Annotated in this window: 19 protein-coding genes and 1 other RNA gene; 13 read left to right on the top strand and 7 right to left on the bottom strand. The window is 55.8% G+C overall.

Going from position 1 to position 18,795, the window contains the following annotated elements; genetic code table 11:
• Positions 1-4 precede the first annotated feature (4 nt).
• The 10 genes from GNG29_RS23485 to GNG29_RS17155 all read left to right on the top strand — a co-directional run bounded on the left by GNG29_RS23485 (position 5) and on the right by GNG29_RS17155 (position 10,724).
• Positions 5-2,989, top strand: a complete 2,985-nt coding sequence (locus GNG29_RS23485) for a phage tail protein (protein WP_409201127.1) — start codon at positions 5-7, stop codon at positions 2,987-2,989.
• Between the two features lies 1 nt (position 2,990).
• Positions 2,991-3,407 carry a tail fiber assembly protein gene (locus GNG29_RS17195; RefSeq protein ID WP_197431816.1) on the top strand — a complete coding sequence of 139 codons (417 nt, stop codon included), beginning with the start codon at positions 2,991-2,993 and terminating at the stop codon, positions 3,405-3,407.
• 200 nt (positions 3,408-3,607) lie between these two features.
• Positions 3,608-4,780: a phage tail sheath protein gene (locus GNG29_RS17190; RefSeq protein WP_059307183.1), complete on the top strand. Its 1,173-nt coding sequence runs from the start codon at positions 3,608-3,610 to the stop codon at positions 4,778-4,780.
• Between the two features lie 9 nt (positions 4,781-4,789).
• Complete coding sequence (locus GNG29_RS17185; protein WP_156655054.1) at positions 4,790-5,305, top strand: phage major tail tube protein; 516 nt, start codon at positions 4,790-4,792, stop codon at positions 5,303-5,305.
• Positions 5,306-5,359: 54 nt separating this feature from the next.
• On the top strand, positions 5,360-5,662 hold the full coding sequence (locus GNG29_RS17180) for a phage tail assembly protein (protein ID WP_156655053.1): 303 nt from the start codon (positions 5,360-5,362) through the stop codon (positions 5,660-5,662).
• Positions 5,663-5,676: 14 nt separating this feature from the next.
• Positions 5,677-5,796, top strand: coding sequence for a GpE family phage tail protein (locus GNG29_RS17175; RefSeq protein WP_007848878.1), 120 nt, complete (start codon positions 5,677-5,679; stop codon positions 5,794-5,796).
• Positions 5,789-8,863: a phage tail tape measure protein gene (locus GNG29_RS17170; protein WP_156655052.1), complete on the top strand. Its 3,075-nt coding sequence runs from the start codon at positions 5,789-5,791 to the stop codon at positions 8,861-8,863. The genes GNG29_RS17175 and GNG29_RS17170 overlap by 8 nt, the downstream gene beginning before the upstream one ends.
• Complete coding sequence (locus GNG29_RS17165) at positions 8,860-9,345, top strand: phage tail protein (protein WP_156655051.1); 486 nt, start codon at positions 8,860-8,862, stop codon at positions 9,343-9,345. Before GNG29_RS17170 ends, GNG29_RS17165 begins: the two co-directional genes overlap by 4 nt.
• Positions 9,342-10,439, top strand: a complete 1,098-nt coding sequence (locus GNG29_RS17160; protein WP_156655050.1) for a phage late control D family protein — start codon at positions 9,342-9,344, stop codon at positions 10,437-10,439. The genes GNG29_RS17165 and GNG29_RS17160 overlap by 4 nt, the downstream gene beginning before the upstream one ends.
• 69 nt (positions 10,440-10,508) lie before the next feature.
• Positions 10,509-10,724 (top strand): ogr/Delta-like zinc finger family protein, encoded by a 216-nt coding sequence (locus GNG29_RS17155; RefSeq protein WP_156655049.1) that lies wholly within the window; start codon positions 10,509-10,511, stop codon positions 10,722-10,724.
• 116 nt (positions 10,725-10,840) lie between these two features.
• Here GNG29_RS17155 and ssrA read toward each other — a convergent pair.
• Both ssrA and smpB read right to left on the bottom strand, forming a co-directional pair.
• Positions 10,841-11,204, bottom strand: a transfer-messenger RNA (tmRNA) gene (gene ssrA, locus GNG29_RS17150).
• 90 nt (positions 11,205-11,294) lie between these two features.
• Positions 11,295-11,777: an SsrA-binding protein SmpB gene (gene smpB, locus GNG29_RS17145; protein WP_103180795.1), complete on the bottom strand. Its 483-nt coding sequence runs from the start codon at positions 11,775-11,777 to the stop codon at positions 11,295-11,297.
• 156 nt (positions 11,778-11,933) lie between these two features.
• Between smpB and GNG29_RS17140 the strand changes: the two genes are divergently transcribed.
• Together GNG29_RS17140 and GNG29_RS17135 are read left to right on the top strand one after the other, a co-directional pair.
• Positions 11,934-12,371: a type II toxin-antitoxin system RatA family toxin gene (locus tag GNG29_RS17140; protein WP_197080107.1), complete on the top strand. Its 438-nt coding sequence runs from the start codon at positions 11,934-11,936 to the stop codon at positions 12,369-12,371.
• On the top strand, positions 12,361-12,648 hold the full coding sequence (locus GNG29_RS17135) for an RnfH family protein (RefSeq protein WP_197431815.1): 288 nt from the start codon (positions 12,361-12,363) through the stop codon (positions 12,646-12,648). Before GNG29_RS17140 ends, GNG29_RS17135 begins: the two co-directional genes overlap by 11 nt.
• A 95-nt stretch (positions 12,649-12,743) precedes the next feature.
• Here GNG29_RS17135 and bamE read toward each other — a convergent pair whose 3' ends face one another.
• The 3 genes from bamE to nadK all read right to left on the bottom strand — a co-directional run bounded on the left by bamE (position 12,744) and on the right by nadK (position 15,862).
• The gene (bamE, locus tag GNG29_RS17130) at positions 12,744-13,085 is read right to left on the bottom strand and encodes an outer membrane protein assembly factor BamE (protein WP_103180792.1); all 342 of its coding nucleotides are present in this window, start codon (positions 13,083-13,085) and stop codon (positions 12,744-12,746) included.
• Between the two features lie 151 nt (positions 13,086-13,236).
• On the bottom strand, positions 13,237-14,898 hold the full coding sequence (gene recN / locus GNG29_RS17125; RefSeq protein WP_114317036.1) for a DNA repair protein RecN: 1,662 nt from the start codon (positions 14,896-14,898) through the stop codon (positions 13,237-13,239).
• An 85-nt stretch (positions 14,899-14,983) separates the two neighbouring features.
• Positions 14,984-15,862, bottom strand: coding sequence for an NAD(+) kinase (gene nadK / locus GNG29_RS17120; RefSeq protein ID WP_103180790.1), 879 nt, complete (start codon positions 15,860-15,862; stop codon positions 14,984-14,986).
• 121 nt (positions 15,863-15,983) lie between these two features.
• Between nadK and grpE the strand changes: the two genes are divergently transcribed.
• Positions 15,984-16,577 (top strand): nucleotide exchange factor GrpE, encoded by a 594-nt coding sequence (gene grpE / locus GNG29_RS17115; protein WP_139156362.1) that lies wholly within the window; start codon positions 15,984-15,986, stop codon positions 16,575-16,577.
• 53 nt (positions 16,578-16,630) lie between these two features.
• On the opposite strand, the gene GNG29_RS17110 is transcribed toward grpE, so the two are convergent.
• Together GNG29_RS17110 and GNG29_RS17105 are read right to left on the bottom strand one after the other, a co-directional pair.
• Complete coding sequence (locus tag GNG29_RS17110; protein WP_156655048.1) at positions 16,631-17,917, bottom strand: HlyC/CorC family transporter; 1,287 nt, start codon at positions 17,915-17,917, stop codon at positions 16,631-16,633.
• Between the two features lie 18 nt (positions 17,918-17,935).
• A complete protein-coding gene (locus tag GNG29_RS17105; protein ID WP_103180787.1) occupies positions 17,936-18,727 on the bottom strand; it encodes an inner membrane protein YpjD in 792 nt (263 codons plus the stop codon).
• Positions 18,728-18,795 lie beyond the last annotated feature (68 nt).

The raw sequence follows: 18,795 nt of genomic DNA, 5'->3' as shown, positions 1-18,795 counted from the left end.
TATCATGGCGAAATTTAAAACTATTATCACCACAGCAGGTGCCGCAAAAATCGCGGCGGTTCTGGCTGGCACCGCCAGCATTGTTCTGGACAATACCGCAAAAATGGCCGTGGGTGATGGCGGCGGCACGCTGCCCACTCCGAACCCTGCCCAGACAAAACTGGTCAGGGAGGTTTACCGCGCGCCGATTAACAGAGCGAGCATTGATGCCAGCGATCCGAAAAATATTGTTGTTGAACTGGTGATTCCACCGGAAAAACCGGAAACGAGTGGGTTCTGGATTCGTGAAATGGCGCTGTATGATGCCGCCGGAACACTTCTGGCCGTCGGCAACATGGCAGAAACCTACAAGCCATCATTAAGCGAAGGTGCCGGGCGCAAAATGGTGATCCGCATGGTGATTGCGGTCAGCGAGGTCAACGCGATCACCATCACCATGGACACGTCAACCGTGATGGCCACGCAGGATTATGTTGATAGTGAAATCGACAAGCACGCAAAATCCCGCAACCACCCGGACGCTACCCTGACTGCAAAAGGCTTTACGCAGCTCAGCAGCTCGACAACCAGCATATCCGAAACGCTGGCCGCCACCCCAAAAGCGGTGAAAACCGTCATGGATGAGGCCAAACTCAAAGCGCCGCTTGCAAGCCCGGCGCTGACCGGCACGCCGACGGCACCGACGGCTGCTGCAGGTAATAATTCGCAGCAGCTCGCAAACACGCAGTTTGTTATGACAGCAATCGCTGCGCTGGTTAACTCCTCGCCTGGCGCACTGGATACGCTCAGCGAACTGGCGGCGGCCCTCGGAAATGATCCGAACTTTGCAACTACCATGCTCAATGCCCTGGCCGCCAAAGCGCCGCTTGCCAGTCCTGCATTGACCGGAAAGCCGACAGCGCCCACAGCACCGCAGGCCTCAAATGATACGCAGCTGGCAACAACCGAATTTGTCACCCGTGCGGTGGCACCCGCATTGTTGGTGCGCGGCAGCATCCCGGCCAGTTCGCACCTTAACAACTTTGGGCCAACTTCCGACTATACAGGCGTGTGGAGTCAATCGAGCGTAAGCGCTACCGCTGCCGACATTGCGAATGGATATCCGGCAGCAGAGCGAGGAGTGCTGGAAGTTTTCGCAGGGGGACGCAACAACGGCACGCAGCGATATACAACTGACGGCGGTCGAATCTTCATTCGCTGGCTTAACGCAGTATGGAATGCAGCAAGCCCCTCATGGTCTGACTGGACGGAGGTTGGAGGATTAAGCTCAAACACGGTACTGCCTGCGTCTGCCACCCTTTCAGATGCCGCATACTTTGCGCAAAACCAGACTTACGTATTATCCGGTTCACGGTCTGATTTACCTGCTGGTATAAACGGTAACGCCGTCATTATGTCGATTCGCCGCCAGGGTGGAACGATCGCAGGGCTTAATCAGCTCCTGTTTACCACTGTCGGAACGTATGAACGCCATGGCGCACCTAACGCGACAACCGGATGGACTTCAGTCAGCTGGTATCCAGGTGGCGATGCTAACGGCTGGCGGCTGATTGGCGCTGATGCAATGGCGGCGATTGGTATAGGCCAGTCAAACGTTGCACCGACTGATCCCATCGACTGGCAACAGATTGATATGGTTACAGGTCAGAAGAGGCTAACCACATATACTGCAACCGCATGGTTAAACCCCCCCACGGGCATTACGTATAACTCAGGGACAAACGTCGATATTACCTGCGTTATCAATCAGCCAAACCGTTTGGTTTTGCGCCTTACGTCTAATGCTCAATCAAATGGCAACCGCGCGGAATATGTTGTTACCTGTACCGGTGCCAAAGGAAGCCGAAATTTTACTGTTGTTCAAAGCTTTAACAACGACTCGTCAACCGTAATCCCGCTCGCCAATGGTGGGCTTGGCGAAACTACGCCAGAAGGTGGCCGTAAAACTCTCGGTTTTGATGATTTGGGGATTGGCATAGCAACACAACTACCAGTTTCATCTTTCGATTGGCAACAAGCTGATTTTAAATCAGGTCAGAAACTGCTGGTTAACGTTACCGGCTGGCTGAACGCACCGGCGGAACTTAAATTTTTATCCGGCGATGTGGTGAATATCGAATGTGTAATTTGCCGAACAGCAAATAACAGATATTCAGTCAGGATCACCTCTCAATCACCAACATCAGGATTTAACTACGATCAGACCGTCGTTATCTCTGGCGCGAAGGGTTCACGAACATTTTTCGTGATGCAGAACTTCAATAGCGCATCCTCAACCGTAGTGCCTGTTGTCAACGGAGGCACCGGCTCGTCTACTCCGGCAGGTGGTCTTGCCAATCTTGGAGGCGCACCGCTGGTCAGCCCCGCCTTAACCGGCATACCGACGGCACCGACGCCAGCACAGACAGTGAATAACACGCAGATAGCAACCACAGCTTTCGTAAAAGCTGCCATCGCTGCGATTGTTAATGGCTCTCCCGCGGCACTGGATACGCTTAAGGAACTGGCAGATGCCCTGGGGGGGGATGCTAATTTCTCTACAACTGTGCTGAATGCATTATCCGGTAAGCAACCCATTAATGCGGCGTTAACGTCTTTATCTGGACTTACTGGCGCTGCCGATAAGCTGCCGTATTTTGTCGGCAAGGATCTGCTGGTCCTGTCCGATTTCACCGCCTTTGCCAGAACCTTACTGTCACGCAACAGCGCGGCGCTGGTACGGGCAGATTTGAACATCCTTACCGGCCCTGGCTGGTACAAGCTCGGCGATCTGCTGATCCAGTACGGCACAATAGATTTTACGAATACAACAACCAAAACAATCAACTTCCCAATCCGATACCCCACAAAGGTGGACCAGGTGATCGTTTCAGATGCGGGATGGGGTGGAGGGAATATGTGGGGCGCGACCGAACAACAGCCGATTGGCTTCACTGCTCACGTGAATGTCTCTGAGGAAGGCGGTCAGTGGATTTCTTTCGGGAGGTAATATGAGTGAATATGTTTATAGCGCATATGAGAATGCGTTTTTCCCCAACTCTCTGAGGGATTCTTACGAGCAGGCAGGTACGTGGCCGTTCGACGGGGTGGAGGTGGACAGTGAGACTGCTGCCCAATTTATGGGTGATCCTCCCCCTGGTAAGCAACGGGCCGCGGGGGAAAATGGAATGCCCTGCTGGGAGGATATTCCACCGCCCACGCCAGAACAGCTAAAAGCGGCGGCAATTCTTAGATTAACAGCATTGCGCAAAGAGGCGGATTCGGTAATAGTCCCCCTGAAAGATGCCTCAGAGGGGGGTTATATTGACGAGGCAGATAAACCCAGGCTGACGGAATGGCAGAAGTATCGCTACAGTCTGACAAAGGTTGACCCAGAAAACCCAATCTATCCTGATAAACCGCTATGACAAAAGGCCGCTTATGCGGCCTCTTTTTTTACCTCCTTATTCCGGCAGGTGATGCAAAGGAAACATGGTGATTTAGCCCACACATGCGGGGATTTTTTAACCCTTTCGTTGTGCCATTCCCCAGACAAAGCCCGCCGCGTGCGCCGCGCGCATATCAACCAGAACATAGGCGTACCCCCTGTAACCGGAGAGACTGCCTTATGGCTCAGGATTACCACCACGGTGTGCGCGTTGTTGAAGTCAACGACGGCACCCGATCCATTACCACGGTAAGCACCGCTATCGTGGGCATGGTTTGCACCGGCGACGATGCAGATGCGTCCATGTTCCCCCTCAACAAGCCGGTCCTGCTGACCGATGTACTGACCGCCAGCGGCAAAGCGGGCGAGTCCGGCACGCTGGCGCGCTCGCTGGATGCGATTGCAGACCAGGCAAAACCTGTGACGGTTGTCGTGCGTGTGGCGCAGGGCGAAACCGAAGCGGAAACCACCTCCAACATTATCGGCGGCGTGACCGCTGACGGTAAAAAAACCGGTATGAAGGCTCTGCTTTCGGCGCAATCGCAGCTTGGTGTTAAGCCGCGCATTCTCGGTGCGCCAGGGCATGACACGCAGGCAGTTGCCACTGAGCTGCTCAGCGTGGCGCAGAGCCTGCGCGGGTTTGCCTACCTGTCCGCCTATGGCTGCAAAACGGTGGAGGAGGCTATTGCTTATCGCGATAACTTCAGCCAGCGCGAAGGGATGCTGATCTGGCCTGACTTCATCAACTTTGACACCGTGCTGAATGCAGATGCGAAGGCTTACGCTTCCGCCCGTGCACTCGGCCTGCGCGCCAAAATTGACGAACAGACCGGCTGGCACAAAACCCTGTCCAACGTCGGCGTGAACGGTGTTACCGGGCTTTCGGCAGATGTGTTCTGGGATCTACAGGACCCGGCCACCGATGCGGGCCTGCTGAACCAGAACGATGTGACCACGCTGATCCGCAAAGACGGCTTCCGCTTCTGGGGTTCCCGCTGCCTCAGCGACGATCCGCTGTTTGCCTTTGAAAACTACACCCGCACGGCGCAGGTGCTGGCTGACACCATTGCAGAAGCGCACATGTGGGCGGTGGATGGTGTGCTTAACCCGTCACTGGCCCGCGACATTATCGAAGGTATCCGCGCCAAACTGCGCAACCTGAAAACGCAGGGCTACATCATCGGCGCAGACTGCTGGCTGGATGAGTCTGTGAACGATAAGGACTCCCTGAAAGCCGGGAAACTCACAATCGACTACGACTACACGCCGGTGCCGCCGCTTGAAAACCTGATGCTGCGCCAGCGCATCACCGATCAATACCTGCTGGATTTCTCCAGCCGGGTCAGCGCTTAAGGGGACCACATGGCTTTACCACGCAAGTTAAAACATCTGAACCTGTTCAACGACGGGAACAACTGGCAGGGGATCATTGAGTCCATGACCCTGCCGAAATTCACGCGCAAATATGAGAAATATCGCGGTGGTGGTATGCCCGGTGCGGTTGATGTGGACATGGGACTGGATGACGGCGCGCTGGACACGGAATTTTCCATTGGCGGCACCGAACTGCTGCTCTTTAAGCAGATGGGCAAAACCACGGTGGACGGCATCCAACTGCGTTTCACCGGCTCTATTCAGCGGGACGACACCGGAGAGGTGCAGGCCGTGGAGCTGGTCGTGCGCGGACGCCATAAGGAAGTGGATTCCGGCGAGTGGAAGACCGGCGAAAGCAACACCACCAAAGTCAGCAGCACCAACAGCTACGCGAAGCTGACCATTAACGGCGAAGTGCTCTATGAGGTCGATCTGGTCAACATGATTGAAATCGTTGACGGCGTGGACCTGATGGAAGCGCACCGTAACGCGCTGGGCCTCTGATTAACCTTAACGGCGCGGGCAGCCGCGCCAGTAACTCATTAACAGGAAAAGAACATGACCGACACGCTGACCGAAAAGACCGTACAGCTGGATACCCCTATCAAGCGCGGTAACAGTGAAATCACGGAAATTGTGCTGCGCAAACCCCAGTCCGGCGCGCTGCGTGGCACCCGCCTGCAGGCCATTATGGATATGGACGTGGGCGCAATGATGACCGTCATTCCGCGTATCTCCACGCCGACCCTGACGGCGCAGGAAATGGCAGAGCTTGACCCTGCCGATCTCACTGCATTGTCCGTTGAGGTAGTGACTTTTTTGTTGAAGAAGTCGGTGCTTGCCGGTTTACCGACAGCCTGACGGTTGACGATCTGGTGGCAGATATCGCCACCATTTTTCACTGGCCGCCGTCCGTCACTGACGTTATGCCGCTGACCGAAGTGCTGGAGTGGCGGCATAAAGCGATACAGAGAAGCGGGGCCAGCGATGAGTGACACTAACCTGCGTCTGCAGGTGATTCTTAATGCGGTTGATAAACTCACCCGCCCATTCCGTTCTGCGCAGGCCAGCTCAAAAGAGCTGGCTACCGCCATTCAACAAAGCCGCGCCAGGCTGAAAGAGTTAGACGCTCAGGCGGGTAAAGTTGAGGGCTTTCGTAAATCCAGCGCGCAGCTGGCAATCACCGGTAATAACCTTAAAGCTGCCCGCGAAGAAGCGGCCCGGCTCGCCACGCAGTTTACCGATACAAACCGCCCGACGGCGGCGCAGGCCCGCCTGCTTGAGCAGGCCAGAAACCGCGTTTCGGAGCTGCAGACCAAATACAACGGCCTGCGGCAGTCGGTGCAGAAGCAACGCCTTGCGCTGAACGAGGCCGGAATGGATACCCGGAAGCTCAGCAGCGCCCAGCGCGAGCTGCGCCAGAATGCCGACGAAACCCGGCAGGCGCTGGACCGTCAGCAGAAATCCCTTAAACGGCTCGGTGAGCAGCAGGCCAGGGTTAATGCCGTCAGGGAGCAGTATTCCCGCAGCCTGGAAGTGCGGGACCGCATCGCCGGGGCCGGGGCCACGACTTCAGCCGCAGGGCTGGCAATGGGCGCGCCGGTCGTGGCGGCGGTGAAAAGCTATGCCAGCATGGAAGATGCCATGAAAGGCGTGGCAAAGCAGGTCAATGGACTGCGTGACGATGACGGAAACCGCACCGCGCGGTTCTATGAAATGCAGGATGCGATCAAGGCTGCCAGCGAACAGCTGCCCATGGAAAATGGCGCGGTGGACTATGCCGCCCTGGTCGAGGGTGGCGCGCGTATGAACGTGGCGAACCCGAATGATTCATGGGAAGACCAGAAGCGTGACCTTCTGGCCTTTGCCAGTACGGCAGCCAAAGCGGCAACCGCGTTTGAACTGCCCGCCGATGAACTGTCCGAAGGCCTGGGTAAAATCGCCAGTCTCTACAAGGTGCCGACCCGCAATATTGAGCAGCTGGGCGATGCGCTGAACTATCTGGACGATAACGCGATGTCTAAGGGCGCGGACATTATCGACGTGCTGCAGCGCATGGGGGGCGTGGCTGACCGTCTGGACTTTCGTAAGGCTGCGGCGCTTGGCTCCACGTTCCTGTCACTGGGCGCAGCGCCGGAGGTGGCAGCCAGTGCCGCAAACGCCATGGTGCGTGAGCTGTCCATTGCCACCATGCAAAGTGACCGCTTTATGGATGGCATGGATATGCTGAAGCTCAAGCCAGAAGAGCTTGAAAAGCAGATGACGAAGGATGCCATGGGCACCATTCTGCGGGTGATGGAAAAGGTGGAAAAGCTGCCGCAGGACAAACGCCTGTCCGCCATGACAATGCTGTTTGGCAAGGAATATGGCGATGATGCAGCAAAGCTGGCTAACAACCTGCCGGAGCTGCGCCGTCAGCTGCAGCTCACTGCCGGTAATAGCGCAGATGGCTCAATGCAGAAAGAGTCCGACATCAACCGGGATTCCCTTTCTGCGCAGTGGATGCTGGTAAAAACGGGGGCGCAGAACGCCTTCAGCAGCCTGGGCGAAACGCTGCGTCAGCCGCTGATGGATATCATGGATTACGTGAAAAGCGTAACCGGGGCGCTACGGCGCTGGATTGAAGTTAATCCGCAACTGGCAGGCACGCTGATGAAAGTGGCTGCCGCTATCGCTGCGATCACGCTTGGGCTTGGTACGTTAGCTGTTGTGGTGGCGGCTGTGCTGGGGCCGCTGGCGGTTTTGCGGTTTGGCTTTTCCATGCTTGGCGTAAAAACGCTGCCGTCTGTATTCACGGCGGTTAAGCGCACCGGCAGCGCGCTGACATGGCTGGCAAATACACCACTTTCCCTGGTTCGACGCGGAATGGCTTCCACGGGTAGTAGCACTGGCATGCTTACTGCCCCGCTGAATGCTCTGCATCGCTCAGCCGGAATTGTGGGCAATGCACTGAAAGCGGTGGCGGGCGCGCCAGTGGCAGTATTTCGCGCCGGAATGACCGGAGTGCGCAGCGTGATAGCTGCAGTGATGAACCCCCTGGCGGCGCTTCGTGGAGGGCTGACCGCTGCCGGGGGAGTTTTGCGCTTTCTGGTATCCGGTCCGCTCACCTTACTTCGTGGTGCACTTTTCGGTATTTCGGGACTGCTGGGCGCGCTACTCAGCCCTGTCGGGCTGGTAGTTACTGCACTTGCGGGTGTGGCACTGGTCATCTGGAAATACTGGCAGCCAATCGGCGCTTTTCTGGGAGGCGTGGTGGAAGGGTTCAGGGCTGCGGCCGCTCCCATCAGCGCAGCCTTTGAGCCTGTCCGGCCTTTATTCCAGTGGATAGGGGATAAAGTACAGGCGTTATGGGGATGGTTCCGGGATCTGCTGACGCCGGTTAAATCCACGGCGGAGGAGCTGAACAACGCGGCCGCCATGGGGAAAAGGTTTGGTGAGGCCCTGGCTGAAGGCCTGAACATGGTGATGCAGCCGCTGGAGTCGCTTAAATCGGGCGTAACGTGGCTTCTGGAAAAGCTGGGCATTGTCAGCCAGGAAGCTGCGAAAGCGAAGCTGCCGGACCAGGTGGTGAAGCCGCAGCCCGCCACGGTGAACGGTGACGGAAAAGTGGTGCTGCCGCCTGGCGGATTTCCCATGATGGGCTTTGCGGGTATGTATGACAACGGGGGCGCTATCCCGCGCGGCCAGTTTGGCATAGTCGGTGAGAATGGCCCTGAAATTGTGAACGGCCCGGCAAACGTGACCAGCAGGCGGCGCACGGCGGCGCTGGCATCGGTTGTGGCCGGAACCCTGGGCATGGCGGCGGCACCTGCAGAAGCTGCACCCCTGCATCCGTTCAGCCTTCCCGCCATGGCATACAAACAGAGCCAGCCCGCGAAGGCGGAGCGCGCACCGGCAGTAATGCACTTTGAAACGCACGCGCCGATCACAATTCATGCGCAGCCAGGGCAGAACCCGCAGGATATTGCGCGCGAAGTTGCCCGCCAGCTCGACGAGCGGGAACGCCGCACCCGCGCGAAGGCGCGCAGCAATTACAGTGACCAGGGGGGATATGAATCATGATGATGGTGCTGGGGCTATACGTTTTCATGCTGCGCACGGTGCCGTATCAGGAGCTGCAGTATCAGCGCAACTGGCGGCATGCGGTTAACAGCCGCATCAATCGCCGCCCGTCAACGCAGTTTCTTGGCCCGGACAACGACTCGCTGACGCTGTCCGGCGTCCTGCTGCCGGAAATCACCGGGGGCAGGCTGTCACTGCTGGCGCTGGAGCAGATGGCGGAACAGGGCAAGGCATGGCCTCTGATTGAGGGCAGCGGGACTATATACGGCATGTTTGTGATTGAGGGTCTGAGCCAGACAAAGACGGAATTTTTCGAAAGCGGGATGCCGCGGCGGATTGAGTTCACGCTGACGCTCAGGCGGGTGGATGAATCGCTGTCCGATATGTTCGGCAGCCTGAGCGACCAGCTCAGTAACCTGAAAGACTCCGCATCGTCTGCGATAGGGAATATTACCAATACGGTTGGAGGGTTACTGCAGTGAATTTCAGTTCTGAACTTCTTAGCCTGTACGGGAAAAGCCCGGCCTTCAGTATTGTTATCGAAGGTAAGGACGTTACAACCGCACTGGATAATCGCCTGATGGGCGTGACGCTCACCGATAACCGGGGCTTTGAAGCGGACCAGCTTGATCTGGAACTGGACGACGCGGACGGGCAGATTGTCCTGCCGCGTCGTGGTGCGGTCATTCAGTTTGCGCTGGGGTGGGAAGGCCAGCCGCTTTTCCCTAAAGGGGCGTTTACAGTCGATGAAATTGAGCACAGCGGCGCGCCTGATCGCCTCACGATTCGCGCCCGCAGTGCTGATTTCCGCACAACCCTGAATATCCGCCGCGAAAAGTCCTGGCATCAGACAACTTTGGGAGACGTTATCAGGGAAATCGCCACCCGCCATAATCTGCAAATGGCTATCGGTCAGGACCTGTCAGAACGGCCACTGGATCACCTGGACCAGACGAACGAAAGCGACGCAAGTTTTCTGATGAAGCTGGCACGCCAGTACGGGGCTATAGCATCAGTCAAAAGCGGCAATCTGCTGTTTATCCGGCAGGGGCAGGGGAGAACAGCAAGCGGAAAGCCGCTGCCGGTTGTGACCATCACGCGAAAGGATGGTGACGGCCACCGTTTCACCCTGGCAGATCGTGGCGCTTATACCGGCGTTATTGCCAGCTGGCTGCATACCCGGGAGCCAAAGAAAAAGGAAACGATGAAAGTTAAGCGCCGCAGGAAGACCACGAAACCAAAGGAGCCGGAGGCTAAACAGGGGGATTACCTGGTCGGTACGGATGAAAACGTGCTGGTACTTAACCGGACCTATGCCAACAGGGCTAACGCTGAACGGGCTGCAAAAATGCAGTGGGAACGGCTGCAGCGCGGGGTGGCTTCGTTTTCCCTGCAGCTCGCAGAAGGTCGGGCCGATCTCTATACGGAAATACCGGTAAAGGTCAGCGGCTTTAAACAGCCAATAGATGATGCGGAATGGACCATAACCACCCTGACCCATTCTATCGGCCCGGATAGCGGCTTTGTTACCAGTATTGAGCTTGAAGTGAAAATTGATGATCTCGAAATGCAGTGAGAGGTTCTCATTATTGAATAATAGTGTATCATTATTGCGATATCAGCAAAGGTAAGGGGGGAAACTATTATGATGAACTGCCCATTGTGTGGACTGGCAGCACATACACGCAGCAGTTTTCAAGTGTCCAGCGAAACTAAAGAACGCTATAACCAGTGCACTAATATCGAGTGCGGTCATACATTCGTAACGCATGAAACATTTGTTCGCTCAGTGTGCCGACCTCAAAGAATCGGCGCAGCCCCACCTCACCCAAAAGGCATGCAGGAACAATTTGCATACTAACCCGCTAAGGCGGGTTTTTTTATGCCTGCCGCCGCCACAACCAAAATGCTGTCGCCATTTTGCCGCCACTGGCATAAAAAAAGGGGCTACGCTTTCACGTAACCCCTTGTTTTATTTGGTGGAGCTGGCGGGAGTTGAACCCGCGTCCGAAATTTCTACATCCTCGGTACTACATGCTTAGTCAGTCTTTACATTCGCTGGCCAGCTGCGGACGGACACGCCACTGACAAACTAGCCTGATTAGTTTTAACGCTTCAACCCCAGGCAGGGCCTCCACGCGATCTCTTTTGGGTTTGACCTCTCTTTGATCCCCGTCTTAAGAGCGGAAGCTAGGGAGAGAGGGCTCTTAGCAGGTTATTAAGCTGCTAAAGCGTAGTTTTCGTCGTTTGCGACTATTTTTTTGCGGCTTTTTACGAGGCAAACCGCCCCTCGGCATGCACCTTGGGTTTCGCAAATCCCGTCGAATCCAGAATCAGCCCCAATAGTGTTACAGCAAGTATACCAGAATTTGCAGACCGGTTACCACCCCGGAACGCTAACTTATTGAATCGCTCAATAAGTATCCGGAAATTAACGGCCTGCGTGCTTCATGATGCGCGCTTTATCGACCTGCCACTCGCGATCTTTCACATCGTTACGCTTGTCGTGCTGCTTCTTACCTTTCGCCACGCCGATTTTCACTTTGCACCAGGCGTTCTTCCAGTACAGCGACAGGGCGAGCACGGTGTAACCTTCGCGGTTGATACGCCCGAAGAGCGAATCCAGCTCACGTTTGTTCAGCAGCAGCTTACGGGTGCGGGTCGGATCGCAAACATAGTGAGAAGAGGCGACCGTCAGCGGCTGAAAGTTCGCGCCAAACAGAAAGGCTTCGCCATCCTTAAAGATCACGTAGCTGTCACCGATGTTGGCTTTACCCGCGCGCAGCGATTTAACTTCCCAGCCCTGCAGCGCAAGGCCAGCTTCGAATTCTTCTTCGATGAAATACTCGTGGCGGGCACGCTTGTTGAGCGCAATGGTTGCCGAGCCAGGTTTATGTGCTTTTTTCTTCGTCATAAGTGTCGTAAAGCCGTAGGTAATCTGATGTCAAAAAGTCACCTCATTGCGTCCTGTGAGGTCTAACGCGCTATATTAGCATGAGATAAGGCTCAGCGTTTTTTTAACAGGTGATAAATGTTATTATTTGTTGGTTGTTTGATCAGGAAAAATGTTATGCCTCAGATTAGTCGTACTGCGCTTGTCCCTTACAGTGTGGAACAGATGTACCAGTTAGTGAATGACGTACAGTCATATCCGCAGTTTATCCCGGGGTGCACCGGGAGCCGCGTGCTGGAGTCAGGCCCGACGCAAATGACGGCGGCAGTGGATGTCTCCAAGGCCGGGATCAGCAAAACCTTCACTACCCGTAACACGCTGACCAATAACCAGAGTATTCTGATGCATCTGGTGGATGGTCCTTTCAAAAAACTGATGGGTGGATGGAAGTTCGTTCCGCTGAGTGCCGATGCCTGCCGGATCGAATTCCATCTTGACTTCGAGTTTACCAACGCCCTGATTGAGCTGGCGTTTGGCCGCATATTTAAAGAGCTGGCGGCCAATATGGTTCAGGCGTTCACCGTGCGCGCCAAAGAGGTCTACAGTGCAGCCTGAGATCGTGGTGGAAGTGGCTTACGCGCTGCCGGAAAAGCAATATCTACAGCGCGTTACGCTGGAAGAGGGGGCGACCGTTGAAGAGGCGATCCGCGCTTCTGGCCTGCTGACCTTGCGAAGCGATATCGATCTGGCGAAAAACAAAGTCGGTATTTACAGCCGTCCGGTGAAGCTAACCGATACCCTGAAAGATGGCGATCGGGTCGAGATTTACCGTCCGCTGATTGCCGATCCGAAGGAGCTACGCCGTCAGCGTGCGGAGAAAGCGGCTAAATAAGCGGGTTTCCTGGCGGCGCTGCGCTTACCGGGGCTACAGGCAGCGAGAGAGAACAAGAAAGGTGCTCATTGAGCACCTTTTGCATTTCTGAAACCTTATTTGTCGGTGAGCGCTGGTTTGTTGTCGATATTGGTCAGAACGCCGCTGCTGTTGAAGGTCAGCGTCAGGGTCTGCTGCGACACGTTTTCATGGCCCGGTTGCTGGCGGAAGACGTAGAACCAGGTGTTGGTGCCGAATGGATCGGACATCATCGGTGTGCCCAGGGCATAAGCGACCTGCTGTTGCGTCATGCCGACGCGAATTTTAGACACATCATTAGGTGCGAGATAGTTCCCCTGGTTGATGTCAGGGCGGTAAACCACTTTTTCCAGCGTGGAGCAGCCTGCGGTCATCATCAGAAGAACCGCTGCGGCAGCGGTCAGCGTTTTACAGCGCATAGTGATTTGATTCCTTTTCGGGCCCGGGCAATACGCGACGGCTCATATGTAATATGCCGATGATAATAGACCTTTCACCACATTAAAACCTCTGGCGGCCGGTCTGTCGGCGTTTTTATTGTTCTGTATGACCCTGAGATACCGAAAAAGTTTAGGCAGCCAGCAGTTCTTTCGCATTCGCCAGCGTATTGCGGGTGACTTCGCTGCCGCCCAGAAGACGCGCCAGCTCCTGCAGACGGGCGCGCTTGTCCAGCGGCTGCATATGCGTTTCGGTCATCTCGCCATCGGTCTCTTTGCTGACAAAGAAGTGATGGTGGCCACAGCCAGCAACCTGCGGCAGGTGGGTCACACACATTACCTGAGTGGACTCGCCAAGCTGACGCAGCAGCTTACCGACCACCGCCGCGGTCGGGCCGCTGATACCAACGTCCACTTCATCGAAGATCAGCGCCGGGGTTTCCATTTTCTTCGCGGTGATCACCTGAATCGCCAGGGCAATACGCGACAGCTCACCGCCCGATGCGACCCGGGAGATAGGCTGCAGCGGTTGCCCCGGGTTGGTGGTGACCCGGAATTCAATGCGGTCTGCGCCTTCAGCCGTCAGATGGTTGGCTTCGAACTTGACATCAATGGTGAAGACGCCGTGGGGCATCGACAGCAGATGCATGCTCTCGGTGATGTGCTGGCTCAGCTCCTGAGCATAGCGCTGACGCACGTTGTGCAACTGCGTCGCCGTTTCCAGAGCCTGCTTATGATGGACGCTGACGGCCAGAGAGAGGGTCTCCAGCGAGTCGGCCTGATCGTCGAGCTGATTCTGCTCATCAAGCAGGGACTGGTGAAAATTGGGCAACTCTTCAGGTGAAACGTGGTGCTTGCGCGCGAGGGAGATCTGACGCGAAATACGCTGTTCCAGTTCAAACAGGCGGTTAGGGTCCAGATCCAGTCGCTCACAGTAATGGCGCAGCTCGTCACTCGCTTCGGAGATCTGAATCGCCGCCTCTTCCAGCATATCAAGCATGCCGGAGACTTTGCTGTCCATACCGGCCAGTTCAGTCACGAGCTGGCGTACGGCATACAGCTGGCTTTGCAGATTCACATCTTCGCCATCGGCCAGCAAATTCAGCGCCTGCTGGCTGGTGGAGAGCAGCTGGCCGCTGTTGGCCAGGCGCTTGTACTCTTCGTCAATCTGCTCAAACTCGCCCGCCTGGGGGCTGAATTCGTTTAACTCTTTCAGCTGATAGGCCAGCAGTTCGGCGCGGGCCGCACGCTCCTGGCTCTGCTGTTGATGCAGCGCCAGTTCGCGGCAGCTTTGATGCCACTGACGATAGTGAGCAGCCATCAGCTGCATCAGCGCAGACTCACCGGCGTAGCCGTCGAGCAGCGACTTCTGCTGTTCAGGTTTGATAAGCTGCTGATGGGCATGCTGGCCGTGGATCTGAATTAACAGCTGGCCCAGCTCGCGCAGCTGGGAGAGCGGCACCGCGGTACCGTTGATAAAGCCACGTGAGCGGCCATCACTGTTGAGAACACGGCGAAGTAAGCACTCACGTCCGTCTTCAAGCTGGTTTTCTTCAAGCCAGCGCAGCGCGGCGGGAGTGTCCTTGAGGGAAAAACGGGCGCACAGATCGGCGCGGCTGGCACCGGCGCGCACCATGCTGCCATCAGCACGACCGCCAAGGCAGAGCCCCAGCGCGTCAATCGCAATAGATTTACCGGCCCCGGTCTCGCCGGTGATAGCCGTCATACCGCTGTTGAAATCAATTTCGAGCTCACGCACGATGGCGAAGTTGCTGATGGTCAGTTGTGCCAGCATAAACGTTTTCCTGTATGAAAAACCATGACTGTGTTTGTGTACAGTATAATCTGGTTTTTTATACAGTAAAGTGCTGGATGCTATTTCAGAACAATTTTTTCGACCAGCCGAGCTTGGAGCTTAATGTGTTGAAATAGCTATAGTCTTTAGGGTGAATAAGATTCAGGTGATAATCGCAGCGGCGGATCAGCACATCTTCACCTTCCTGAATAGGCAGCGCGATTTGGCTGTCGCAGCTGATCTCCAGGTCGTTGCGGCGGTGGGAAAAGCGCAGACGAATGGTGCTGCTGCTGTTAATCACCAGCGGGCGGGCTGAAAGGGTATGCGGGAACATCGGCACCAGGGTGATGGCATCCAGCGAAGGCGTCAGGATCGGGCCGCCCGCCGAGAGCGAGTAGGCTGTCGAGCCGGTCGGTGTCGATATGATCAGCCCATCGGAGCGCTGCGAGAAGGCAAAGATTTCGTCGATATAGACTTCAAACTCAATCATATGCGCCACTTTGCCCGGGTGCAGCACCACTTCGTTGATAGCGGTACTGATCCGCTTCTGGCAATCCTGCTGGCAGACCTGCGCCTCCAGTAAAAAGCGTTTTTCTGTGATGTAGTGGCCTTCCAGCACGTCGGCGAGCTGCTGCTGGGCATTATCCGGGTCGAGGTCGGTCAAAAAGCCCAGGTTGCCACGGTTGATGCCAATGACTTTAATATCGTAACGGGCGAGGGTACGGGCGGCGCCCAGCATATTGCCGTCGCCACCGACCACCACGGCCAGGTCGGCCTGCTGTCCAATTTCCGCCAGCGTGCCGGTTTTAACGTTTTTTAACTGCAGCTCCTGGGCAATTTGCTGTTCCACAATCACGTCATAATTTTTGGCGCACAGCCAGCGATAGAGCATTTCATGTGTCGTCAACGCAGTAGGGTGACGTGGATGACCGACAATTCCAATACACTTGAAATGGTTGCTCATTTTCTGAAGGTCCTTGTGCGAATGAATGATGACAATGTGGCTTGTTCCCTTGAATCCCGGAAACTGATCCCCATAATAAGCGAAGTTAGCGAGTTGAATGCAGAAAAACGCGGAGAAATTCATGAGTAGTAAAGAACAGAAAACGCCTGAGGGGCAAGCCCCGGAAGAAATTATCACGGAGCAGCACGAAGAGGTTGAGGCTGTAGAGGCTGAGGCTGGTGCTGAGCAGGTGGATCCGCGCGATGAAAAAATTGCGAATCTGGAAGCGCAGTTAGCTGAAGCCCAGAACCGCGAGCGCGATGGCATCCTGCGTATCAAAGCAGAAATGGAAAACCTGCGTCGCCGTACCGAGCTGGACGTTGAAAAAGCGCATAAATTTGCGCTGGAAAAATTCGTCAACGAACTGCTGCCGGTTATCGACAGCCTGGATCGCGCGCTGGAAGTAGCGGATAAAGCGAACCCGGATATGGCACCGATGGTTGAAGGGATTGAGCTGACGCTGAAATCCATGCTCGACGTAGTGAGGAAGTTCGGTGTGGAAGTGGTTGCCGATACCAACGTGCCGATGGATCCGAACGTGCATCAGGCCATTGCGATGGTGGAATCTGAGGACGTGGCTGCCGGCAACGTGCTGATGGTGATGCAGAAAGGCTATACCCTGAACGGTCGTACCATTCGCGCGGCGATGGTCTCCGTGGCGAAAGCAAAGGCGTAACTTGCCTCCCGTAGTGCCGGGTGGCGGCGTCGCCTCACCCGGCCTACAACATCTTACTCCGCGACGCTCTCCCGCAACGGTTTAACCGGCACGACCTTGACCTGCTTAATCATATTGTCCTGCACGTCCAGGATATCAATATCGTACTGACCAATCCGCACCCGCGTGCCTGCAGCCGGGATCTCCTCCAGCGCTTCCAGAATCATGCCGTTGATGGTTCGGGCTTCCTCTTCCGGCATCTGCCAGTTAAAGGCTTTATTGAGTTCACGGACGTTCGCGCTGCCGTCAATCAGCACTGAGCCATCGTTTTGCGGCGTGACCTCTTCGGCAAGGGTAGGGGACATGGAGGTGGTGAAGTCGCCGACAATCTCCTCCAGAATATCTTCCACCGTCACCAGGCCCTGAATATCGCCATACTCATCGACCACCAGACCCACTTTCTTTTTATTGCGCTGGAATTTAATCAGCTGGGTGCTGAGCGGTGTCCCTTCCGGGATGTAGTAAATCTCATCTGCCGCGCGCAGCATCACCTCTTTGGTAAACTCTTTTTTCTCGGTCATCAGACGATACGCTTCACGCACGCGCAGCATGCTGATGGTGTCGTCCAGCGAATCACGGTACAGCACGATGCGGCCATGCGGGGAGTGGGTCAGCTGGCGGACAATCGCTTTCCAGTCGTCGTTAATGTCGATACCGACGATCTCATTGCGCGGCACCATAATGTCGTCCACGCTCACCTTCTCCAGATCCAGCACCGACAGCAGCATATCCTGATTGCGGCGGGAGATTTGCGAGCGTGATTCATGCACGATGGTGCGCAGTTCATCCTTGCTCAGCGCGCTGCTGACCACCCCATCTGCTTTGATACCTATCAGGCGCATCAGGATCCGGGTCACACCATTTAACAGCCAGACCAGCGGCATCATCAGAACGAGCATAGGCGACAGCAGGAAGCTGCTGGGATAGGCGACCTTCTCAGGATAGAGGGCTGCGATGGTCTTCGGTAACACTTCGGCAAAGACCAGCACCACAAAGGTCAGCACCCCGGTGGCGATAGCGACCCCGGCGTTGCCGTAGAGACGCATGCCGACAATGGTGCCCAGCGCGGAGGCGAGAATGTTGACCAGGTTATTGCCGATAAGCACCAGGCTTATCAGGCGATCTGGCTTACGCAGCAGTTTTTCAACACGGCGAGCGGCGCGGTTACCCTGTTTGGCGCGATGACGTAACCGGTAGCGGTTGAGCGTCATCATGCCGGTCTCCGAGCCGGAGAAATAGGCGGAGATAACCACCATGACGATCAGGGTAACGATCAGCGTGGTAGTGGAGATGTGTTCCAGGGGGAACTCCTTTGTTACTTAGCCGGCAAATTGCTGGATGACGCGGCTACCAAAATAGGCAAGGGTCAGGAGGCCTGCACCCGCCACGTTAAACCAGACCACGCGGCGACCGCGCCAGCCTTCATGATAATGGCCCCATAACAGGACAATATAGACAAACCACGCGATGATGGAGAGCACGGCCTTGTCGATATTCTCCATGCTGAAGAGATTATGCATATAAAACAGGCCAGTGCTCAGGGTGAGCGTCAGCAATACTACGCCAACCTGAGTGATGTGGAACATCTTACGCTCAATGGTCATCAGCGGCGGCATCTCATTGCTGAAGACCAGCTTTTTATTTTTGAGCTGGTAGTCAATCCAGGCCAGCTGAAGCGCGTACAGCGCGGCAATAATCAGCGTGGCATAGGAGAACAGCGACAGGCCAATATGCACCATCATGCCCGGGGTGGTTTCAAGGTGGGTAATAAATTCGTTCGGCATGAAGGTAGCAAAGGCCAGATTGATCAGCGCGAAGGCGTAGACAATGGGCAGCAGCAGCCAGCCACGGTTTTTCGAGGCCACGATAGTCATCACCGTACAGATCATCAGGCTGACCAGTGAGCCGACGTTAAGCAGGCTCAGGTTCTGCCCGCTGCCATCGCCCGGTAAAATGCGCGCTTCGAGCGCAAAAGCGTGGCTTATCAACGCGATGACCGCCGACAAAATAGCCATTCGCCGCCAGCCACTGTTTTTTTGTAACAGGCCGGGAATGATCAGCGCAAGGCTGACAGAGTACGCGACGAGGGCGATCAGAGCGAAAACAGGCATATAGGTGTCGACAGTTGTCCGGATAAGAAAGAGATGCAGTATAACGTTACGTGAGGCGTGCTCCAACC

It is taken from the genome of Leclercia sp. Colony189 (genome assembly GCF_009740165.1).
Taxonomy (GTDB): Bacteria; Pseudomonadota; Gammaproteobacteria; order Enterobacterales; family Enterobacteriaceae; genus Enterobacter.
The sequence above is the reverse complement of the archived record's forward strand: the minus strand, read 5'-3'. Positions and strand labels throughout refer to the sequence as shown.

Coding starts and splice junctions, on each gene's coding strand:
- GNG29_RS17140 (WP_197080107.1), top strand. CDS start 11,934: ATGCCTCAGATTAGTCGTACTGCGCTTGTCCCTTACAGTGTGGAACAG.
- GNG29_RS17185 (WP_156655054.1), top strand. CDS start 4,790: ATGGCTTTACCACGCAAGTTAAAACATCTGAACCTGTTCAACGACGGG.
- GNG29_RS17105 (WP_103180787.1), bottom strand. CDS start 18,727: ATGCCTGTTTTCGCTCTGATCGCCCTCGTCGCGTACTCTGTCAGCCTT.
- GNG29_RS17165 (WP_156655051.1), top strand. CDS start 8,860: ATGATGATGGTGCTGGGGCTATACGTTTTCATGCTGCGCACGGTGCCG.
- bamE (WP_103180792.1), bottom strand. CDS start 13,085: ATGCGCTGTAAAACGCTGACCGCTGCCGCAGCGGTTCTTCTGATGATG.
- grpE (WP_139156362.1), top strand. CDS start 15,984: ATGAGTAGTAAAGAACAGAAAACGCCTGAGGGGCAAGCCCCGGAAGAA.
- GNG29_RS17180 (WP_156655053.1), top strand. CDS start 5,360: ATGACCGACACGCTGACCGAAAAGACCGTACAGCTGGATACCCCTATC.
- GNG29_RS17170 (WP_156655052.1), top strand. CDS start 5,789: ATGAGTGACACTAACCTGCGTCTGCAGGTGATTCTTAATGCGGTTGAT.
- recN (WP_114317036.1), bottom strand. CDS start 14,898: ATGCTGGCACAACTGACCATCAGCAACTTCGCCATCGTGCGTGAGCTC.
- GNG29_RS17155 (WP_156655049.1), top strand. CDS start 10,509: ATGATGAACTGCCCATTGTGTGGACTGGCAGCACATACACGCAGCAGT.
- smpB (WP_103180795.1), bottom strand. CDS start 11,777: ATGACGAAGAAAAAAGCACATAAACCTGGCTCGGCAACCATTGCGCTC.
- nadK (WP_103180790.1), bottom strand. CDS start 15,862: ATGAGCAACCATTTCAAGTGTATTGGAATTGTCGGTCATCCACGTCAC.
- GNG29_RS17195 (WP_197431816.1), top strand. CDS start 2,991: ATGAGTGAATATGTTTATAGCGCATATGAGAATGCGTTTTTCCCCAAC.
- GNG29_RS23485 (WP_409201127.1), top strand. CDS start 5: ATGGCGAAATTTAAAACTATTATCACCACAGCAGGTGCCGCAAAAATC.
- GNG29_RS17190 (WP_059307183.1), top strand. CDS start 3,608: ATGGCTCAGGATTACCACCACGGTGTGCGCGTTGTTGAAGTCAACGAC.